The following is an 18227-nucleotide window of genomic DNA, read 5'->3' on the forward strand; positions in this document are numbered from 1 at the left end:
GTTCATGATTTGCCAGATGCTCGGGAAGCATCGGGAGGAGATTGCATGCTACTGAATGGAAAGACCGCGGTCATTTCAGGCGCGGCGAGCAAGCGCGGCATCGGCCGTGCGACCGCACAGCTTTTCGCCGAGAATGGCGCCCGGGTTGCCATCCTCGATATTGATGCAGAAGCCGCCGGGGAAGCCGCTGCCGCCCTGCCGACCGTTAATACCGGGGCTCACATTGGCCTCCGATGCGACGTTGCCGAAAAGGACTCCTGCACGAAGGCTGCCTCCGAGGTGATCGCATCCTTCGGCGCGGTCAACGCGCTGATCAACAACGCTGGCATTACTCAGCCCGTCTCAACGTTGGACATCACGGATGCTGATTGGCAACGGATTGTCGCCGTCAATATGACCGGCGTGCTGTTCCTGAGCCAGGCTTTCATTCCCTATATGCGCGACAATGGCGGCGGATCGATCGCCTGCATGTCTTCGGTCTCGGCGCAGCGTGGCGGCGGGATCTTCGGCGGCCCGCACTATTCCGCCGCGAAGGCAGGCGTCCTGGGCCTCGCCAAGGCGATGGCCCGCGAATTTGGGCCCGCCGGAATTCGGGTCAACTCGGTCACCCCCGGCCTTATCCAGACTGACATCACCGGGGGCAAACTCACCGATCAGATGCGCGCTGACATTATCAAAGGCATCCCATTGAGCCGACTCGGGGACGCAGCCGACGTCGCGAACATCTACTTGTTCCTTGCCTCGGACCTGTCGGCCTATGTCACGGGTGCTGTGATCGACGTCAATGGCGGCATGCTGATCCACTGAGATCCACCGCTCGGCGACCAGGAGAACGCTCGACCATGACACAGATTGGCCACAACATCAGCCTGACGGAGCGAGCCCGCCGCATCCGGCGTCACGCACTTCGCATGGGCGAAGTCCAGGGACAGGGCTATATCGCACAGGCGCTCGGCGTCGCGGACGTGCTTGCAGTGTCGTATTTTCATGCCACGAACTATCGTCCCGAAGATCCGGAATGGGAGGGACGCGACAGGTTCCTTCTTTCCATTGGGCACTACGCCATCGCTCTCTATGCAGCTCTGATCGAGGCCAAGATCGTTCCAGAGGACGAGTTGGAAACCTACGGGATCGACGATAGCCGTCTGCCGATGTCCGGCATGTCCGCCTACACACCTGGCATGGAGATCACCGGAGGATCGCTCGGGCATGGTCTCGGCATCGCCGTCGGCATGGCTCTCGCTCTTAAGAGGAAGAAGTCGTCCTCCTTCGTCTACAACCTGTTCTCCGACGGCGAACTCGACGAAGGGTCGACTTGGGAAGCCGCGATGTCGGCAGGATCGTTTAAACTCGACAACCTGGTCGGCATCGTTGACGTCAACCAGATGCAGGCTGACGGCCCATCGATCGGCATACTCAATTTCGAGCCTCTTGCTCCGAAGTTCGAAGCGTTCGGGTGGTTTGTCCAGCGAGTCGATGGAAACAACATCGAGGCACTCGTGACGGCATTCGACGCTGCTCGCAATCACGCGGAGGCCAGACCCCGTATCATCATATGCGACACGAAGATGGCGAAGGGCGTGCCGTTCCTCGAAGTACGCGATCGGAACCACTTCCTGCGAGTGGAGCCGCACGAATGGGCGGAGGCCCTCAGGATTATAGATGCGGGAGTGGAGGCATGAGACGTTCGAAGTACATTCGGCCAGCGCATCTTGAAAACGGTAGCGACAAGCCTCGCCTGACGACCTCCGCGATGATCGCGTCGATCGCCGGCCCCGATCAGCCGACCAAGCCTGCGCCCTTCGGGAATGCATTGGCGGCGCTGGCGCAACGAGACGACCGGATTGTCGGTATGTCCGCCGACCTTGCAAAGTATACGGACCTACATGTTTTCCGAGCTGCGCATCCCGACCGCTTTTATCAGATGGGAATGGCGGAACAGCTTTTGATGATGTCGGCCGCAGGTATGGCGCGCGAAGGCTTTCAGCCATGGGTCACCACATACGCTGTCTTCGCGTCTCGGCGAGCTTACGACTTCATCTGCCTGGCCATCGCCGAGGAGATGCTCGACGTGAAAATCGTCTGCGCTCTTCCGGGTCTGACAACCGGCTACGGCCCGAGTCATCAGGCCACGGAAGATCTTGCGATGTTCCGTGGCATGCCAAACCTAACCATCATCGATCCCTGCGATGCCAGTGAAATAGAGCAGGCTGTTCCGGCGATTGCGGGTCATAAGGGGCCGGTCTACATGCGGCTGCTTCGCGGCAACGTGCCGTTGGTCCTAGACGAGTATGGCTACAAGTTCGAGCTTGGAAAGGCGAAGCTCATTCGGGACGGTCGGGACACTCTTATTATTTCGTCGGGCCTGATGACGATGCGTGCGCTCGAGGCTGCCAAGCAGCTCCAGAAGGACGGCGTCGACGCAGCTGTACTGCACGTCCCGACGATCAAACCTCTCGATGAGGCGGCGATCGTCGCCGAATGCCGGAAGGGTGGGCGCCTCGTGGTCGTGGCGGAGAACCACACTGTCATCGGCGGGCTCGGCGAGGCCGTCGCCGGGACGCTGATGCGCGCCGGTGTCTCACCTCCGGCTTTCCGCCAGATCGGCTTGCCGGACCAATTCTTGGAGGCAGGCGCTTTGCCAACTCTCCACGACCAGTATGGTCTCTCGACACTCAAGGTTACAGAGGCGGTGAAAGCCTGGCTTTCGACGTGAGAGCGATGGCCGGTTGAGGAGAGCCGGCCGATCAAAGACAAGCTTATGATGGAGGATGATATGAGCTTTCAAGTCAACAGACGCATTTTCCTGGCGACTGCCGCCGCTGTTCTTGCAGCCCCGGCAGTCGTGCTATCCAGTCGATATGCAAGCGCGGCGGCCACGACACTGACACTCGGTCACGGAGCAGCGCCAGGTAATCCCAGAACCGTCGGGGCCGCAAAATTCGCGGAACTCGTCAAAGAGAAGACCGAGGGCCGAATCCAGATCAACGTCGCGGGTGCCGAGACGCTCGGCAGCGATTCAGCGATGCTGACCAGCCTGCGAACCGGCGCGCTCGACTTCACCGCCAACAGCCAAGGCGCAACCTCGGCAATTGTCCCTGAGTTGAACGCGCTCGGCCTGCCATTTCTTTTCCAAAACACCGACAAGGCGATGACCGTCCTCAACGGACCGGTGGGCGCCGAACTCAACAAGCGTTTCGAATCGGTCGGCGTCGTTCCGCTAGACTGGTGGGACAACGGCATCCGCCACCTCACCAATTCGAAGCAGAAGGTGGCAGCCCCGGCCGATCTGGCCGGCATGAAGATCCGAACGCCCGCTGACCCCATGACGATCGACATCTTCCAGGCTTTGGGAGCCGGGACCGAACAGATCGCCTTCGGCGAACTTTACATCGCGTTGCAGCAGCGTGTTGTGGACGGGCAAGAGAACCCTCTCGCCAATATCGAGAGTTCGAAGCTTCACGAAGTTAACAAGTATATCAGCCTGACAGCGCACAAGTGGGAATCGACGCCATTCCTGATGTCGAAGATCGCTCAGGCACGGCTTGGATCCGACCTGGAAGCTGTGAAGGCGGCAGCCAAGGAAGCGGGTGATCTGCAGCGGAAGCTCTCGAACGAGAAGGCCGCCGAAGTGCTCGAAAACTTCAAGAAGAACTCCGCTGTCGAAGTCGTGGAAGTGGATCACGATGCGTTCGTGAAGGCCACCGCCTCCGTCTCGGACACTTGGAAGAAGAAGCCCTTCGGCGATTTCGTCGCTCAGGTAGAAGCAGCAGCGAGGGGCTGACGCCCGTCTTACGACCTAGAGGCCTCATGAACAGGTTATACTCGGCCGTCGATCTGGTCGCCGGCATCATCGTCATGTTTGCACGTTTGGTCATCATCGTCAGCGGCATCGCCCTGACAGTGGTCACTACGGCCAACGTCGTTGTTCGCTACCTATCCACAAGCGGCGGGCTTTCCTTCGCCCAGGAGCTGCCGATGCTGATGTTCCCATGGTTCATCATAGCAGGGATTGTCATAGCCGCCCACGCCGGCGGGCATATGGCAGTCGAGTGGCTTTACGACAAGCTTGACGGCCGGGCGCGGACGGCGGCCCTGATCGTCGCAAATGGCATCAGCGTGGCAGCATTTCTCGTACTGGCGTACCAGGCAATGGTGGTGGCCGAAATCGCCGGCGCCGAACACAGCGCCGTCCTGCAGCTTCCGAACAGCATCGGGTACTATTCGCTTTCCATAGGCGCGGTTCTCGTCTCCATCGTAACCATCGCTGCGACCGGCCGCGTTCTCCGACTGGGCTGGGACCAGCGACTTGAAATCAAACCCGAGGAGATCGCACTATGACCCTCGTCATGATCATTTCCTTCTGCATCCTGATGGTCCTTGCGGTTCCCGTCGGATATGGGCTCATCATCGCAGCAGGTTTAGGGGTGCTGTTTAACGGCTATGTCCCGCTTTCGGTCGTTGCCCAGCAGGTCTACGATCAAACTCAGTCCTTCCCCATGCTGGCGCTTCCATTCTTCATGCTGGCAGGGACTTTGATGCTGGGCGGTGAACTCGGCCGTCAGCTGTTGGAGCTCGCTTCTCGCGCGATGCAGCGTTGGAGGGGCGGACCTCTCTCGACCACGGTCGTGTCTTCGGTCGTGTTTGGCGGCGTTTCCGGCTCCGCCGTGGCGAATGCGAGCGCGCTGGGATCCGTCCTCATCCCCTGGCAGAAGAAGCACGGCTTTCCTCCAGCGCTTTGTGCGGCCAACAATGCGACCTCGGCGGTGATCGACGTGCTGATACCTCCGTCGATACCGATGATCCTCTACGCGCTGATCAGTGGTGTCAGCGTGGGCGACCTCTTTATCTCGGGTATCATTCCGGGGTTGATCATGGCGGCGAGCTTCGTGTTCGTATGCTGGTATATCTCGGTAAGGCGGGGTTACGCCGCGGAGGCCGTGAAGGTCCGCAAGCGCGAGCTGGCGCGATTGGCTCTCCAGAGCCTTCCGGCGATCCTTCTGCCGATCCTGATCATCATCTTCCTTCGTTTCGGCCTTGCAACGCCTACCGAGGTCTCGGTCCTGTCGGTGGTCTATTCGCTCGTGCTCAGCATCCTTTTTTACCGAGACCTGACCTGGAAGCGTTTCTGCGACAACATGGTCGAGGCGGGCGTCGCGACGGGCGTGGTCATGCTTGTAATCATGGGGAGCGCCGCGGTCGGCTGGGTGCTCACATTCGATCAGGCTCCGCAGCATATGGCGGAGTGGGTTTCTGCTCACATTTCCAGTCCAATTGTCATCATTTTAATGATGAACATCATCATGCTGGTTGTTGGCATGCCGCTCGACATGCCACCCGCCATCCTCTTGCTCGGGCCGATCTTCGTCCCTCTCGCCGACTCAATCGGCCTCGACCGGGTACAATTGGGCCTGATGATGGTGATCAATCTGGGGATCGGCCTCTACACGCCGCCGATCGGGACGACACTGTTCATCTCCTCGTCCATCGCAAAAGCCCCTCTGGGAACGACAACCAACGAGCTCTGGCCGTATTTCGGCATGGCCATGCTTCTCCTGCTGGCGGTCAGCTTCGTGCCCGCGCTGACGATCTACTGAGGAGCAGTCGATGAGTGAAACTTCAACGAACGTCATGACCGTGCGGGGACTTACAAAGTCGTATGGTGCGACGTCGGTGCTCCAGGGCGTCGAGTTCTCGGTTGCGCGTGGAGAAGTTCATGCACTGCTTGGGGGGAACGGCGCCGGGAAGTCGACGATGATCAAGATCATCACCGGCGCTGTTTCCAAGAACGATGGCGATATCCGCTTCTTCGACGAGGACGGCAGGGAGCGAAGCGAGACTGAGGGCAGGGCGAAGGTTGCTGTCGTGCACCAGGAGCTGGCGCTACTGCCCCATCTCACCGTGGCAGAAAACATTGCCTTGCCGAATCACCGGAAAGGTATGGGTCTGTTCAGACGCACGGCGGCCGCAAGAGAGGCCTTCGAGTCCCTGCGCATGATCGACCAGGGCTTCGCAGCCACCTGCTTGCACAGGCCTGTCGGGAGCCTGAGCCTTCACGAGGGCCAGATGGTCGAAATTGCCAGGGCTCTCTCATCGGGCGCGGAGTTGATCCTCCTCGACGAGCCGACGGCCAACCTAACCGCCCTCGAAACGGAAAGACTGTTTACGGTATTGCGGAAGCTGACCGGCGAAAATGGACTGTCGGTCGTGTTCGTCTCCCATCGCATGAAGGAGATCAGGCAAATCGCGAACGTCTGCACAATCATTCGTGACGGACGGACGGTCGTGGATCGGCAGGCGATAAATGAACTGTCCGACGTCGCAATCATCGAGAAGATGGGCCAGGTGACGGCCTCCCACGCGGTCGAGCGGACGCGCCTGTCGGCGGTCACGTTCGACGCTTCTTCCGCGACGAACACGCTCACGATCCAAGAGCAAGGATTCAAACTGGAACTGCGTCCTGGCACGATTCTCGGGGTCGCCGGAGCGCCAGCCGGACCTGCGATGCTGATTGACGGGCTGACCGGGGCGGCCCGGAGTAAAAGATGGACTGTCGCGCGCGCCGGATGGCCGGATCGCCTCCAGTCTCCCCGTCAAGCCGCTCGTCTTGGCGCCGGATATATCACCGGCGACCGGGCCCACAAGGGCGTGCTCCACAGCCTGCCCATCATCGACAACGTCATGGCGTCGCGACGGGTTGTCCGCGGTGCCGCGATCGCAGGCGGATCGGAAGGTGCCGAGTGCCTCGACCTCTTGAAAGCCCTCAAGGTGAGGGCGGCTTCGGTCTGGGATCTGCCGAACACGCTGAGCGGCGGGACGCAGCAGAAGCTCCTGATCGCTCGCTGGCTTGGCGTCCCGTCGCGGCTCCTTGTGCTGGAGGAGCCCACGCGCGGCGTCGACATCGGAACGAAGCGTGAGATCTACCAGCTCATCAGGCAGATGGCCGCCAGCGGCACTATCATCGTCTGGTGGTCGACAGAGAACGTCGAACTGCTGGAAGTATGCAGCCGGGTCGTCGCTTTCGATACCGAAGGTAGATGTGCTGGCGTCCTGGCGCAGGCCGACTTTAGCGAAGAGAAACTCGTTACATTGACTGGAATGGCAGCATGACCAGGACACAGGCCCAAGTCGCTCGAACGGAAACGCCGACAGCAGACATCAAACAAAGGGAAAGCCTCTTCAGCGCCTATCGTACGGAGATCGCGATTGCGGTCGCCATCGTCCTTCTTGCACTGGCGGTTGGCTCCCAGGTTCCCCAGGCGTTGACATGGGGCAACTTCGCGAACATCACACAGGCAGGCGCGCCACTCATCATCATGTCGCTCGGTGTCCTTTTGGTCGTCGTGACCGGCGGCATCGATCTATCGGTCGGGTCGGTCTTCTCCCTCACCGGCATGGTAACAGCGCAGGCGATGGCTGGCGGTTTCGGCGGTTTCTCGTCAGGTCTCATCGGGCTCTGCGTCGGGCTCGTGTTTGGATCCGTCAACGGCTTTTTGGTGACAATCGCAGGCCTGGCGCCTTTTGTTGTCACACTGATCACGTTCGCGGTCGCCGGATCCTTGGCGTTCATCGTAACAAATGGACGATCGATGCCGATCGGCGATCCTGATTTCTGGCTTCTTAACAGCGGTAGCATGATACCCGGCGTTCCGAATTACATCCTGTTCTGCGTCGTTCTTCTGATCCTGATCGAGCTCTTCCTCAAGAAGATGGTTGCGGGCCGGTGGTTTTATGCGGTCGGCAGCAGTTCCACTGCGGCATACCTGCTCGGAATTCCGGTCAAGCGGACGAAGTTCATGGCTTATGTTGCGTCATCGCTTCTGGCGTCATTTTCGGGGCTCCTGACGATCTCGTACATCCTGAACGCCGAATCCACGGCGGGATCGAGCCTTATGCTTCAGGCTATCGCAGCGGTCGTGATCGGCGGAGCAAGCCTCTCGGGTGGCACGGGAACCGCTGTCGGCGCCGTGCTGGGAGCGCTAATGATCACGGTTATTCAGAACGGCGTCAATCTCATCGGTATCAACAGCTTTTGGCAGGGCTCCGTCACCGGTGTCGCCATTCTCATCGCGGTTCTCATCGACCGCTTTAGCAAATCGCGGCGGGGATTCGTTTGATCTTAACCCGGCATGTCGCCGGACAAGTGGAGGAGGAACGTAAATGAAAAATCTCAAACAGGGGCTCAGGCTCGCTGCCGGTGTCGCCATCGCTACCCTGGCATTTTCTGCCGCAGCACAGGCTCAGGACAAGAAAACCGTGGCCTATCTCGCCCCGTCACTCGACATCTCGTACTGGCAGTGGGTCGGGTATGGTGTGAAGGAAAAGGCGAAGGAACTCGGCATGGATTATGTCGAGTACACGTCTGAAAATTCACCTGCAAAACAAATGGACAATGCTCGCACGGCGGTGACTAAGGGCGTCGACGCGATCGTGATCGGACCTGTCAGCTCGACCAGCACTCCGCCGCTTCTGGCCTATCTCAAATCACAGAACATTCCGATCGCCTTTGCCGGCATCGGCCCGCAGCCCGGCCAGACCGACTATACGTCGTCAGTCACGGCGAACAACTACGAGACCGGCAAGGCGCAGGGAGAATTTGTCTGCAAGCTGGCCAAAGACCGCGGTGGCAATCAGGTCGGCATGCTATCACTGCCCCAGGACCGCGAGAATGCCCAGAAGTATCTGAAGGGCGCGGAAGAGGCGTTCAAGACAAGCGGCTGTGATCTGGCGCAGATGCTTGAGACAAGGGGGCTTACCGTGAACGAAGCCGTCACCCAGGCCAACGACATGCTCACCGCACATCCTGATATCAAGGCGATCTACGGCATGTACGACGAAGCCGGGACGGGTGCGGCGAAGGTTCTACAAACCCGTGGATTAACGGGCAAGGTTGGCATCGCCGTTGCGGACGGCAGCCCGACCACCATCTCGCTTTTGAAATCAAATGCGATTCAGGGCATTTTCTTCCAAGAGGCTGTTGGGCAGGGAATAGATGGGACGCAGCAGGTTTTCAACGCCATCTCCGGCGCCCCCGTCAAAAAGGATCTCGCTCTCATCATGCCGCTCGTCACGGCGGATAAGGTCGACACTCCGGAAGCAAAGGCGGTCATAGCGCGCGTATTCCCGCCGGCCAACTAGCCCAGCCTCGGACGCCGGCCTTCATGTCCGGCGTCCAATTTACCGCGATAACATCCGAGGGCATAACTTATGGACGACCTACCAATCATCGATCCGCACTTCCATCTTTGGGATCTCGACAACAATTATTACCCATGGCTGTCCCATGGCGTGAAGCCATCCGCCTTCGGCGACTATACCGCGATCAACAAGACCTATCTCATCGAAGATTTCCTTGCCGATGCGAAGAAACAGAACCTTCTGAAATCGGTTCATCTGGATGTCGGCTATGATCCAAGGGATCCGGCCGGCGAGACGCGTTGGCTGCAAAGTGTGGCCGACAAGCACGGCTTCCCTCACGGGATTGTCGGATACGCCGACTTGCGCAAGCCCGATGTCGGCGATCTCCTGGACGAGCACTTGTCGTATGCGAACTTCCGCGGCATCCGACAGTCGATGAACTTTCACGACGATGCCGCGAAGACCTATCTCACCGAAGCGGAAGTCAGTCGGACGCCGGACTGGCGCAGAGGCTTCAAGGAGCTGGCACGGCGGGGCCTCAGCTTCGACCTTCAGCTCTACTACTGGCAGATGGAAGAATTCCTCGAACTCGCCCGGGATTTTCCTGACGTGCAGATCATACTGAACCACACGGGGATGCAGGTTGACGGTCCTAGCCATTTCGAGGGCTGGCGAAAGGGAATGCGAATGCTGGCCCAGGCGCCCAACATTGCATGCAAAATCTCCGGCCTCGGTATGGGAGATTGGACGTGGACGGTGGATAGCATCAGGCCCTACGTCGAGGAGACGATAGCAGCTTTTGGCGTTGAACGGTGCATGTTCGCTTCGAACTTCCCGGTCGATAAGTTGTTCGGCAGCTACGACAAGATAATGGATGGTTTCAAGGCTCTGGTGGTCAACTACTCGCGAGATGAGCAACTGGCGCTTTTCCATGACAACTCGGCGCGCTTTTACAGAATTTAAGATGGAGATCGTTCACAACTGATCTCCATGTCATACACGCTGCGCCGCCGATACCATGCCTGTTAAGGTCGTTGTTCGGAGGAACGGTGATGATGCAAGCCGCAAGTGATCACGAGGCCCTTGAGCGCTTCCTCAAAGCGAGGAATGGATAAGAAGATCTTTCACGGTCCTTACCGCAATGGTCAATGGCAAGAGGCTGAAGATGCTATCACTACTGACCTGCAACAAGTTCAGCGTGGCGACATTGCCAGACTGGTTGAACTCGACCAATCCGCCGCATCTCAGCATCTTGCGAAACTTCGTAAAGTCGGTTTGGTCGAGACGCGCCGCCATGGACAGCAGATTTTCCATGAGTGCCGCGCACCGGAGGTTTCGCGGGTTCTGTCGGCACTCATAACTAACGATATAAGTCAACGCTATCCTACAAATCTGTGATATCGCGCGTCTGCCCCATAGCCGGATGAGAAATCCATCTGGGACGGCTGCACCAAGTCCTGTTAAAGTCTACATTATGGTCAACAACGCTGGAATCCTCTACACTTGCGCGGGTTTTTACAAGGTGGATCCTGCCGAAATCGGCGCAGTGATCGATGTGAACCTCAAGGCACACCGAGGCATCTGACCCGTGCAGTATTGCCGGGCATAATGAAGCGGAAACGTGCCCACATGATTGGATCGACTGGGATTGGCTTTGTGCCGACGATCGGAAAAATTCCCGATTGCCAAACACATGGCTATTTCCGACGGGGGATCTCCGGTTCGATCCTTTTCAAGGTGATTCATAGACAGCATCCTCCCGGACTGTAGTCAGAGTTAGATGCAAAGGACTTGGGTTGTTCTTGCGCCCTACTTGACGTAGCAATCGCCCAAAACACCCGGCCGCTTAAAGAGAGCCCGCAGATTTTGTGAGGCGTTTATGTGCCCAGCGCCGGTAGTCGGCCGGCGTCATACCGATTAGTTGTGTGAATGCGCGCCGAAACGCTGTTTCGTCGGTATATCCACATTGCACGGCCACTTGCTTGATGCTCGACCCAGGCGTTTCGAGAAGCACACAGGCGGTCTCTACCCGAACCCGAGTGATGAAACTTTTCGGTGACTCGTCGACCAGGTCCTTCAGGCGTCGGTGTAGCGTCCGTGCGCTGAGGCTCAGTTCGGTTGCCAGGACCTCAGCGGTCAGACCCGGATCGGCACCCCGAATAATCCGTTCCGCCCTCAGTAACAAAGGGTCGGTTGCGTTGATGAATCCACGCGGGGCGTAGACCATCTGCGGCATCGAGGAATTATCGGCCACCGACACGTCCGCCGCCAGTTTGGCAACATCTGCCCCAGCGGTGCGCTTTATGACGTGCAAGGCTAGATCGATCCACGACAGCGGCCCGCCGGTCGTGATGACATTATCCTGCTCTTCGATCGCCGTGCCCCAAACGGGTTTCGCGTTGGGGAAACGGCGCTTAAACGCGTTGTGCAACCACCATGTCGTGGTGCATCGCCTGCCATCGAGCAGCCCTGCCTCGCCGAGCACGAAGGTGCCCGCGCAGGCCCCGCCGATCAGCACACCATGACGATGCTGAGCATGCAGCCAGTCCGCTGCATGCCTGACCGTGTCCGAGGCTGGCGGCAAACCGTCCGATCCGAGCGCCATGCCGGCAACAAGGGCGACATCGCAATGCCCGAAATCGGCGAAAGCGGCATCGACGGGAATGCGTCGCCCCTGAGCCGTCGGCAGGCTCGTCCCGTCGGCACTGACAATGGTGGTTTCGAACAATGGCCGCGCCCGAACTGACTCCTTGGGCAGAGTGCCTTCCGGCGGCGCCCTGAGCGCCTGATTTGTGATCCAGAACAGATCGGTCAGGCCGGCGATCGCCGAGAGCAGGCTGCCCTCCACCGCGATGACGGCTACACGCACGACCCTATCATCGGGCCTAACGGTTGGCGAATTTTGCATGAATAGTGTCCAATTTGCCAGATTATATCCGCGAGAACTGCCGCCTACAATCACTTCAACAAGTTCTTGAGGTGGTTTGACATGAAATTCCTTCGTTATCGAAAGGGCACTACCGATGCTCATCAGCTCGAGCGTGCCCGTCCGGCCGTGCGGCCACTGCGCCATCTCGCCGCCCTTGTCGGCGTGACAGTCGCGATCTCCCCCTCGCCGACAGAAGCCACCAAAGCGCCCGTTGCGGTGCGTAATATCGTCCTCGTCCACGGCGCTTTTGCTGATGGGTCCAGCTGGGCCGCCGTCGTCGGGCGGCTTCAGGCGCGCGGCTACCGTGTCACCGCTGTCCAGAATCCCTTGACCTCACTCGCCGATGACGTCGCCGCTACCAACCGGGTCCTACGCCGCCAGACCGGCGACGTTCTCCTTGTTGGCCATTCCTGGGCCGGTGCCGTCATCACCGAGGCAGGCAATGCATCCAATGTGAAAGGCCTTGTCTATCTCTCTGCGCTCGTCCCTGACAGCGGCGAGTCTGTTGCCGACCTGCTCCAGCGTCTGAATGCGCCGATGTCGGGTCTGACGCCTGATCCAGAGGGACTGATCTGGCTCGACGACGCAGATACCTACCGGCAAGTCATGGCGGCGGATGTTACGGCGGAGAAGGCCGCCGAGCTGGCAGCGCTCCAGCAACCAATCGCGGCGGCGGCCTTCTCCGCCAAAATCGGACACGCCGCTTGGCAGGACAAGCCGAGCTGGTACCTGCGCACCGAAAACGACAACGCGCTGCCACCTGCCGTCCAACAGACGATGGCCGAGCAAATCGATGCGCAAATCACGTCCATCCCGTCTAGCCACATGTCGCTTGTCTCACATCCCGACGCTGTCGTCGATCTCATCGATCGCGCAGCACAGCAAACCGGGCAGTGACCGGTGGGTTGCCGGCACTATCAACAGAGCACCACGAGGTTCAAATGAAGCTTCTCCACATCGACTCCAGCATTTCCGGCGACAACTCGATCAGCCGCGACCTGACCGCCGCTGTCGTCGCAGACATTCTCGCCGGCAACCCTAGCGCCAAGATCACCTATCGCGATCTGGTCGCTGACCCAGTCACTCACCTGGAGGGTGCCATCGCCGCCGGCTTCCGGCCGCTTGGTGTCAGCGCGTTCGATGACACCGCTCTGCAGGAGCACGGAATGTCGGAACAACTGGTGACAGAGTTCCTTGCCAGCGACACCGTGGTCATCGGAGCACCTATGTATAATTTTTCTGTCTCCACCCAGTTGAAAGCTTGGCTCGATCGAATCGCTCAGCCCGGCAAGACCTTCAAGTACACGGCGTCTGGGCCGGTCGGTCTTGCTGGCGGCAAGCGTGTCATTGTCGTTTCAGCTCGAGGCGGCTTTTACATCGAGGGGCCGATGGCGCGCCTGGATTTCCAGGAGAGCTATCTAAAAGGCTTCCTCGGTTTCCTGGGCGTTGACGATGTTCGCTTCGTCCGCGCTGAGGGTGCCTCACGCGGCGATGAGATTCGCCAGAAGGGCATTGCCGCAGCCCGCGCTGCCATCCCCGATGCGATCGCCGACATTCGTGCCGTCGTCTGAGAACCCAAAGGAGCTTCCATCATGCTGTTCGCCATCAAGCTGCGGTATATCGGTCCTAACGAAGATATCCAGTCCCATCTCGACGCTCACAAGGCCTGGCTCGTTAAATACACAAAGGCCGGCAACATTCTGGTTGCCGGCCCCGTCCCACAGGGTGATGCCGGCTTCGTTCTCGCCCATGCCGACGACCTCGCGGTCATCCAGAGCATGATCGCCGAGGACCCGTTCGATATCCACCGCCTGGCAACGTTCGAGATCGACGCCTGCGACCCGGCGCTCCGGGCAGCAGACTTTCCCGCCCGCGGGGCGGGAGCCGCAAAGCCGATCTAGAAGGGTGTTGAAAAATTCCTAGCTCCCGGGCATTGGTCATGATTCACTCGCTGTCGGCGGCGATGTGAGCACAGGCTGAACTCTTCAGCTATGTGGATTTGGAGGCTCGGGTTCGAAAAGATCATCCTTTACAGGCCATCCGGCAGATCGTGAACAAAGCGCTTGTTTTATTGGAACGAGATTTTTCGGCGCTTTATTCACCGGTCGGGCGGCCGTCGATCGCGCCAGAAAAGCTTCTGCGCGCCATGCTTCTGCAAGCCTTCTATTCGGTCCGCTCTGAGCGCCTTTTGATGGAGCGGTTAGAATACGACCTCCAACCACAAAACCGTGTTCACAAACAGAAGGTTATCCTGCCCGCATCGGCCAGGATCTCCGCACTTTGCCGGCAAAAGACCGCAGATACGGTGCCATTGAGATGCCGTCAGTTCATATCGCTTGGCCATCTGAGGTCTCCAGATCAATCAATCCGGAGACCTATGAATCACACATTAAGCCTAACGTGAATCCCGAATGTCGAATGGACTTAGCATCCTTCCGAGCATCCATGGCAAGAACGTGACCGGGCGGGCAAGTTTCCATTGCGACGCGTTGCGGCCGGTGGTGCCCCCCGAAATTTGCGGCCATGGACGAACTAGCGCGCTTTCTCCCTACCAACGACCTCATCGTTGAATTGTAAGCGCTCAGTTAGGCAAACTGACAACATGACTGCGTCTTCCTTGCTTTTCGACACGAAAGCATGCCCCATTGTACTGTCGATGTAAGCGCTGTCCCCGGCCTTTAGCAGCAGCGGTGAATAAAGGCTGGTGTGCAGCTCCAGTTCACCACTCACGACAAAAATGAATTCCTCGCCGTCATGCACGGACCAGTCGCCACGAGGCGGGACCTCCCGAGTACGAATTTTCATTACAAGTGGTATCATCCCCTTGTGGAGAAGATCAGAGGAGTGGACTTGATAGTCGTAGTAGTCCGACGCAAACCGCTGTCCTTCTCCGCTACGCGTCGACACCCTTCTAGCGGAATAATTTTTTGATGAATCCGGTCCCCGTGCGGCGCTCTGCTCGGTAGATTCGAAAAGCTCCGCCACCGGCATTCCAAGCCCATGCGCTATCTTTACGAGAGTGTCGAATGATGTGGAAACTTGCGCATTCTCGATTTTTGATAGAGCGGATATAGATAGCCCCGAGGCTTCGCCCAGCGTCTCGAGAGTCCAGCGTTTTTGCTGCCTTAGATGTTTGATGTGGGCACCTAAATTGAAATCGCCACCGTCCTGCCGGATGGGTTTCCTCATTACTAACTCCGTTTTGCCTTGCGGCCAAAAATAGCTCCGCTCGAAAAAAGGTTTTACTATAATAAAAACTCGTCCGCTAGGGGCTCCACCCGCTGGCCGTGCTTTCCTCGCATGACACATGCGATGGGCCCCGATTAGATAGAATCCAGTCCCGCAAACGCTATCTTCCGCGTCGCACAGCAAACCGCGGGAGGCTGACAGTTGCGCAGCCGAAGGCAGTTGCGCGCGATCTCCGGTCCTGATTTACGCTTCTTCTTTACGGCGTTTCTCACGTTTTCTGACACATGCCGCCGCTGTCGTCGTCGAGAAAAACAAAACAAATTGTTTTCTGATAAGAAAAATACTTGACGTTTTTCCCATGGGAATGTTCACTATTGCCACCATGAGTGCGGTGCTGCGGCACGCGTGGGGAGGCAAAACGATAATTGACCCAACCAAAGGGGAACTACGATGATCATTCAAAAGAGTGGACTGACAATTAGCCGACGCGAAGTCTTGAAAGCTGGCGCGGGGCTGGCCGCCGTAGCGACCCTGGGTGCGCCGAATATCGTTCGTGCGCAGTCGAAAACTATTACCGTTGCGAACAGCGGTGGTGCGATCGAAACGGCGTTCAAGGCAGCTTATTTCGACACGTTCGAGCAGAAGACAGGAATCAAGGTTATCAGCGCCCCTTATCTGGATTCGGCAAAGCTCAAAGCGATGGTCGATGCGAAGTCGGTGGACATTGACGTTTCGGACCTGGATGCTGCGGAGGCCGCCCCTGCGTCCGAAATGGGTCTCCTTGAGGAGATCGACTACAACGTCGTGCCGAGCAAAGGCCTCCAAACGGGGTCCGCGAACCCTTATTGGACGAACATTTACATCGCCGCATCCGTAATCGCATGGAACATTGACGCCGCAAAGGGCATGCGGATTCCCAAGAACTGGAAGGAGTTCTTCAATTCCGATATCAAGGGTCAGCGCACACTTTGGAAGAGCGCCAATCAGACGCTGGAACTAGCGGCGCTTGGCTCAGGTGTCGACCCGAAGAAGCTTTATCCGATCGACCTCGATGCAGCCTTCAAGACCCTGGACGGCATTCGGTCGGAAATTTCCTGGTTTGAATCCGGCGCTCAGGCGGCACAGCTCGTCAGTGACAATCAGGTCGATTTCGGTATGGTGTGGAACGGTCGTATCCAGCCTTTGAAAGCTAAAGGCGCGCCTGTGGACTATACATTTGACAACGCGCTGTTCACGTATGGCGATCTGTGCGTTCCCAAAGGCGTAAAGGACAAGGCGCTGTCGATGGAATTCATCGCTCACTGCGTTGATGCCAAGAACCAGGCTATTTTCGCCGAGAACATTCCTTACGGTCCCACAAACCAGGAAGCGTTCGCTCAGCTGTCGGCGGCTCGACTGGCAGAAATTCCGAACTCCCCGGAGAATTTCTCGAAGGGTACGATGATCGACGTCGATTACTGGGTCAAGAACGGCAAGGAAGTGTTCGATCGCTTCAACAACTGGGTCGTTGGCTAGGCCACTGACCACGTGATGCCCCGCCGCAGCGTCTAACGTTGCGGCGGGAAGTGAGCCTACGAAAACAAATTTGCATTGGTGAACCCGGCTGCTGACTTGGGATCAGTAGTGATCAGTTCCACTCTCGACCACATGACGTCCCGATCAAGAATGACTTCGGCGCATCAACTATCTGCCGTCACATTGATTGATCATTAGAAAACGCGCGGAATCATGGGTTTCGCGCCTTTGCTCATCAACATTTAGCTATTGGCTATGCTTCGGCGGAGACTGTGCGAAGCGTCCTGAACGGCGTGCCGCTTGCCGCCCGCTTGCGCAGTTCATCCTCTCTCAATGCAATTCCGATCCCGGGGCGATCCGTTAGTTCAATGTGACCGTTAACGGGAACGAGCGGTTCATCGCAGATGTCGGAACCAACTTTATCGAAACTGAGGAAATACTCAGTCAGCAGGAAATTTGGCATGCTCGCGCTAGCCTGCATCGTGGCGGCAAGCGACACTGTCGTCGAATTGTAGTTGTGCGGGCTGACGCCTACGAGATGGGACTCGGCGGTCGCCGCAATCTCCTTCAACTCAAGAAGGCCCCCACATACGGAGATGTCGGGATTGATGATGTCGACGCCACGGGATGCGAAAAGTGATCGGAATTCGTCTTTCGTATACAGTGTTTCCCCGGAAACGATCGGGGCGTCGGAGACCTGTCGCACTTCTCGCAGTCCGTCGAGGTCGAACGCAGGAACTGGCTCCTCTATCCAGTAAGGGCGCAGTTGGGCGATTGCCTTGGCGAAGCGAGAAGCGATCGTTGGACTGAAGCGTCGGCTGCATTCGACGAGAACCTCAACCTCGTCTCCGACGGCGTCGCGAACGGCCGAAACCATCGACACGGCATGCCGTTCAATGTCTTTGTCGACGTAAGTGCGGACAGGCAGCGGGAACGGGTCGAATTTTAGCGCCGTGAAGCCACGGCTAACGACGGCCTCGGCCGCCTTGGCTATGTCCACTGGCGTTTTCGCATTGTAGGCCCACCCATTTGCGTACACCCTGATCTTATCGCGGTAACGCCCTCCAAGCAGGTTGTGAACGGGTTGACCGCAGGCCTGGCCGACAATATCCCAGAGGGCTATCTCAAGTCCGGAGAGCGCGCTATAAAATTCCATCGATCCGCGGCGGTGGACGTAATCGTCCCGGAGCATCGTTGTCGTGTACTTGATCTGAAATGGGTCGCGGCCGATCATGTAACGGGCGAATTGAGCAAGATGGCTGATGATGGCATCTTCTCTGTCTGACTGTGAATACGATTCACCCCATCCAACAATGCCGGCGTCAGTCTCGAGCCGAACGAAAACCCAATGTTTTTTCGTGCCATTGTCGACGATGTAAGACCTGATATTTGTGATTTTCAACTCTTGTCTCCGAGTTTGCCATTGCGCGAGAGCATGGAGTCTTGAAAGCTGGTC

The 18227-nt window shown here is 58.1% G+C and carries 18 protein-coding genes and 2 pseudogenes; 16 read left to right on the forward strand and 4 right to left on the reverse strand.

Annotation, left to right across the window (positions count from 1 at the left end):
* Positions 1 to 45: 45 nt before the first annotated feature.
* The 11 genes from GGD57_RS11955 (at position 46) to GGD57_RS12005 (ending at position 10536) form a co-directional block, all read left to right on the forward strand.
* Positions 46 to 807, forward strand: a complete 762-nt coding sequence (locus GGD57_RS11955; protein ID WP_184469894.1) for an SDR family NAD(P)-dependent oxidoreductase — start codon at positions 46 to 48, stop codon at positions 805 to 807.
* 35 nt (positions 808 to 842) lie between these two features.
* A complete protein-coding gene (locus GGD57_RS11960) occupies positions 843 to 1682 on the forward strand; it encodes a transketolase (protein WP_184469897.1) in 840 nt (279 codons plus the stop codon).
* Positions 1679 to 2716, forward strand: a complete 1038-nt coding sequence (locus GGD57_RS11965) for a transketolase family protein (RefSeq protein ID WP_184469899.1) — start codon at positions 1679 to 1681, stop codon at positions 2714 to 2716. Before GGD57_RS11960 ends, GGD57_RS11965 begins: the two co-directional genes overlap by 4 nt.
* A gap of 60 nt (positions 2717 to 2776) precedes the next feature.
* On the forward strand, positions 2777 to 3784 hold the full coding sequence (locus GGD57_RS11970; RefSeq protein WP_184469901.1) for a TRAP transporter substrate-binding protein: 1008 nt from the start codon (positions 2777 to 2779) through the stop codon (positions 3782 to 3784).
* Between the two features lie 26 nt (positions 3785 to 3810).
* Entirely contained in the window at positions 3811 to 4341 is a 531-nt protein-coding gene (locus tag GGD57_RS11975; protein ID WP_184469903.1) for a TRAP transporter small permease, read from the forward strand.
* Positions 4338 to 5597, forward strand: coding sequence for a TRAP transporter large permease subunit (locus tag GGD57_RS11980; RefSeq protein ID WP_184469905.1), 1260 nt, complete (start codon positions 4338 to 4340; stop codon positions 5595 to 5597). The genes GGD57_RS11975 and GGD57_RS11980 overlap by 4 nt, the downstream gene beginning before the upstream one ends.
* 10 nt (positions 5598 to 5607) lie before the next feature.
* On the forward strand, positions 5608 to 7110 hold the full coding sequence (locus tag GGD57_RS11985; protein ID WP_184469907.1) for an ATP-binding cassette domain-containing protein: 1503 nt from the start codon (positions 5608 to 5610) through the stop codon (positions 7108 to 7110).
* Entirely contained in the window at positions 7107 to 8117 is a 1011-nt protein-coding gene (locus GGD57_RS11990) for an ABC transporter permease (protein WP_184469909.1), read from the forward strand. Before GGD57_RS11985 ends, GGD57_RS11990 begins: the two co-directional genes overlap by 4 nt.
* Before the next feature lie 43 nt (positions 8118 to 8160).
* Positions 8161 to 9138 (forward strand): substrate-binding domain-containing protein, encoded by a 978-nt coding sequence (locus GGD57_RS11995; RefSeq protein ID WP_184469911.1) that lies wholly within the window; start codon positions 8161 to 8163, stop codon positions 9136 to 9138.
* Between the two features lie 69 nt (positions 9139 to 9207).
* Positions 9208 to 10101: an amidohydrolase family protein gene (locus tag GGD57_RS12000; protein WP_184469913.1), complete on the forward strand. Its 894-nt coding sequence runs from the start codon at positions 9208 to 9210 to the stop codon at positions 10099 to 10101.
* Between the two features lie 144 nt (positions 10102 to 10245).
* Positions 10246 to 10536: an ArsR/SmtB family transcription factor gene (locus tag GGD57_RS12005; protein ID WP_184469915.1), complete on the forward strand. Its 291-nt coding sequence runs from the start codon at positions 10246 to 10248 to the stop codon at positions 10534 to 10536.
* 448 nt (positions 10537 to 10984) lie between these two features.
* Here the strand turns inward: GGD57_RS12005 and GGD57_RS12010 are convergent, their stop codons facing one another.
* Positions 10985 to 12007, reverse strand: coding sequence for a helix-turn-helix domain-containing protein (locus GGD57_RS12010; RefSeq protein ID WP_184469917.1), 1023 nt, complete (start codon positions 12005 to 12007; stop codon positions 10985 to 10987).
* Positions 12008 to 12127: 120 nt separating this feature from the next.
* Between GGD57_RS12010 and GGD57_RS12015 the strand changes: the two genes are divergently transcribed.
* The 4 genes and pseudogenes from GGD57_RS12015 to GGD57_RS12030 all read left to right on the forward strand — a co-directional run.
* Positions 12128 to 12964: an alpha/beta fold hydrolase gene (locus GGD57_RS12015; RefSeq protein WP_184469919.1), complete on the forward strand. Its 837-nt coding sequence runs from the start codon at positions 12128 to 12130 to the stop codon at positions 12962 to 12964.
* Positions 12965 to 13008: 44 nt separating this feature from the next.
* Positions 13009 to 13638: an FMN-dependent NADH-azoreductase gene (locus GGD57_RS12020; RefSeq protein ID WP_184469921.1), complete on the forward strand. Its 630-nt coding sequence runs from the start codon at positions 13009 to 13011 to the stop codon at positions 13636 to 13638.
* A gap of 21 nt (positions 13639 to 13659) precedes the next feature.
* Positions 13660 to 13968 (forward strand): YciI family protein, encoded by a 309-nt coding sequence (locus GGD57_RS12025; RefSeq protein ID WP_184469923.1) that lies wholly within the window; start codon positions 13660 to 13662, stop codon positions 13966 to 13968.
* A gap of 64 nt (positions 13969 to 14032) precedes the next feature.
* Positions 14033 to 14282 (forward strand): annotated as a pseudogene (locus GGD57_RS12030) (transposase); the annotation flags it as partial.
* A gap of 205 nt (positions 14283 to 14487) precedes the next feature.
* Here the strand turns inward: GGD57_RS12030 and GGD57_RS29520 are convergent.
* Positions 14488 to 14565, reverse strand: a pseudogene (locus tag GGD57_RS29520) (ribonuclease activity regulator RraA); the annotation flags it as partial.
* Between the two features lie 34 nt (positions 14566 to 14599).
* Positions 14600 to 15256 (reverse strand): helix-turn-helix domain-containing protein, encoded by a 657-nt coding sequence (locus GGD57_RS12035; protein WP_097624363.1) that lies wholly within the window; start codon positions 15254 to 15256, stop codon positions 14600 to 14602.
* Positions 15257 to 15706: 450 nt separating this feature from the next.
* Here GGD57_RS12035 and GGD57_RS12040 point away from each other — a divergent pair, with 450 nt between their 5' ends.
* Positions 15707 to 16771, forward strand: coding sequence for an extracellular solute-binding protein (locus GGD57_RS12040; RefSeq protein ID WP_184469925.1), 1065 nt, complete (start codon positions 15707 to 15709; stop codon positions 16769 to 16771).
* 253 nt (positions 16772 to 17024) lie between these two features.
* Here GGD57_RS12040 and GGD57_RS12045 read toward each other — a convergent pair whose 3' ends face one another.
* Positions 17025 to 18173: a mandelate racemase/muconate lactonizing enzyme family protein gene (locus tag GGD57_RS12045; protein WP_184469927.1), complete on the reverse strand. Its 1149-nt coding sequence runs from the start codon at positions 18171 to 18173 to the stop codon at positions 17025 to 17027.
* Positions 18174 to 18227 lie beyond the last annotated feature (54 nt).

This window comes from Rhizobium esperanzae (assembly GCF_014197615.1).
In the GTDB taxonomy this organism is placed as follows: domain Bacteria; phylum Pseudomonadota; class Alphaproteobacteria; order Rhizobiales; family Rhizobiaceae; genus Rhizobium; species Rhizobium esperanzae_A.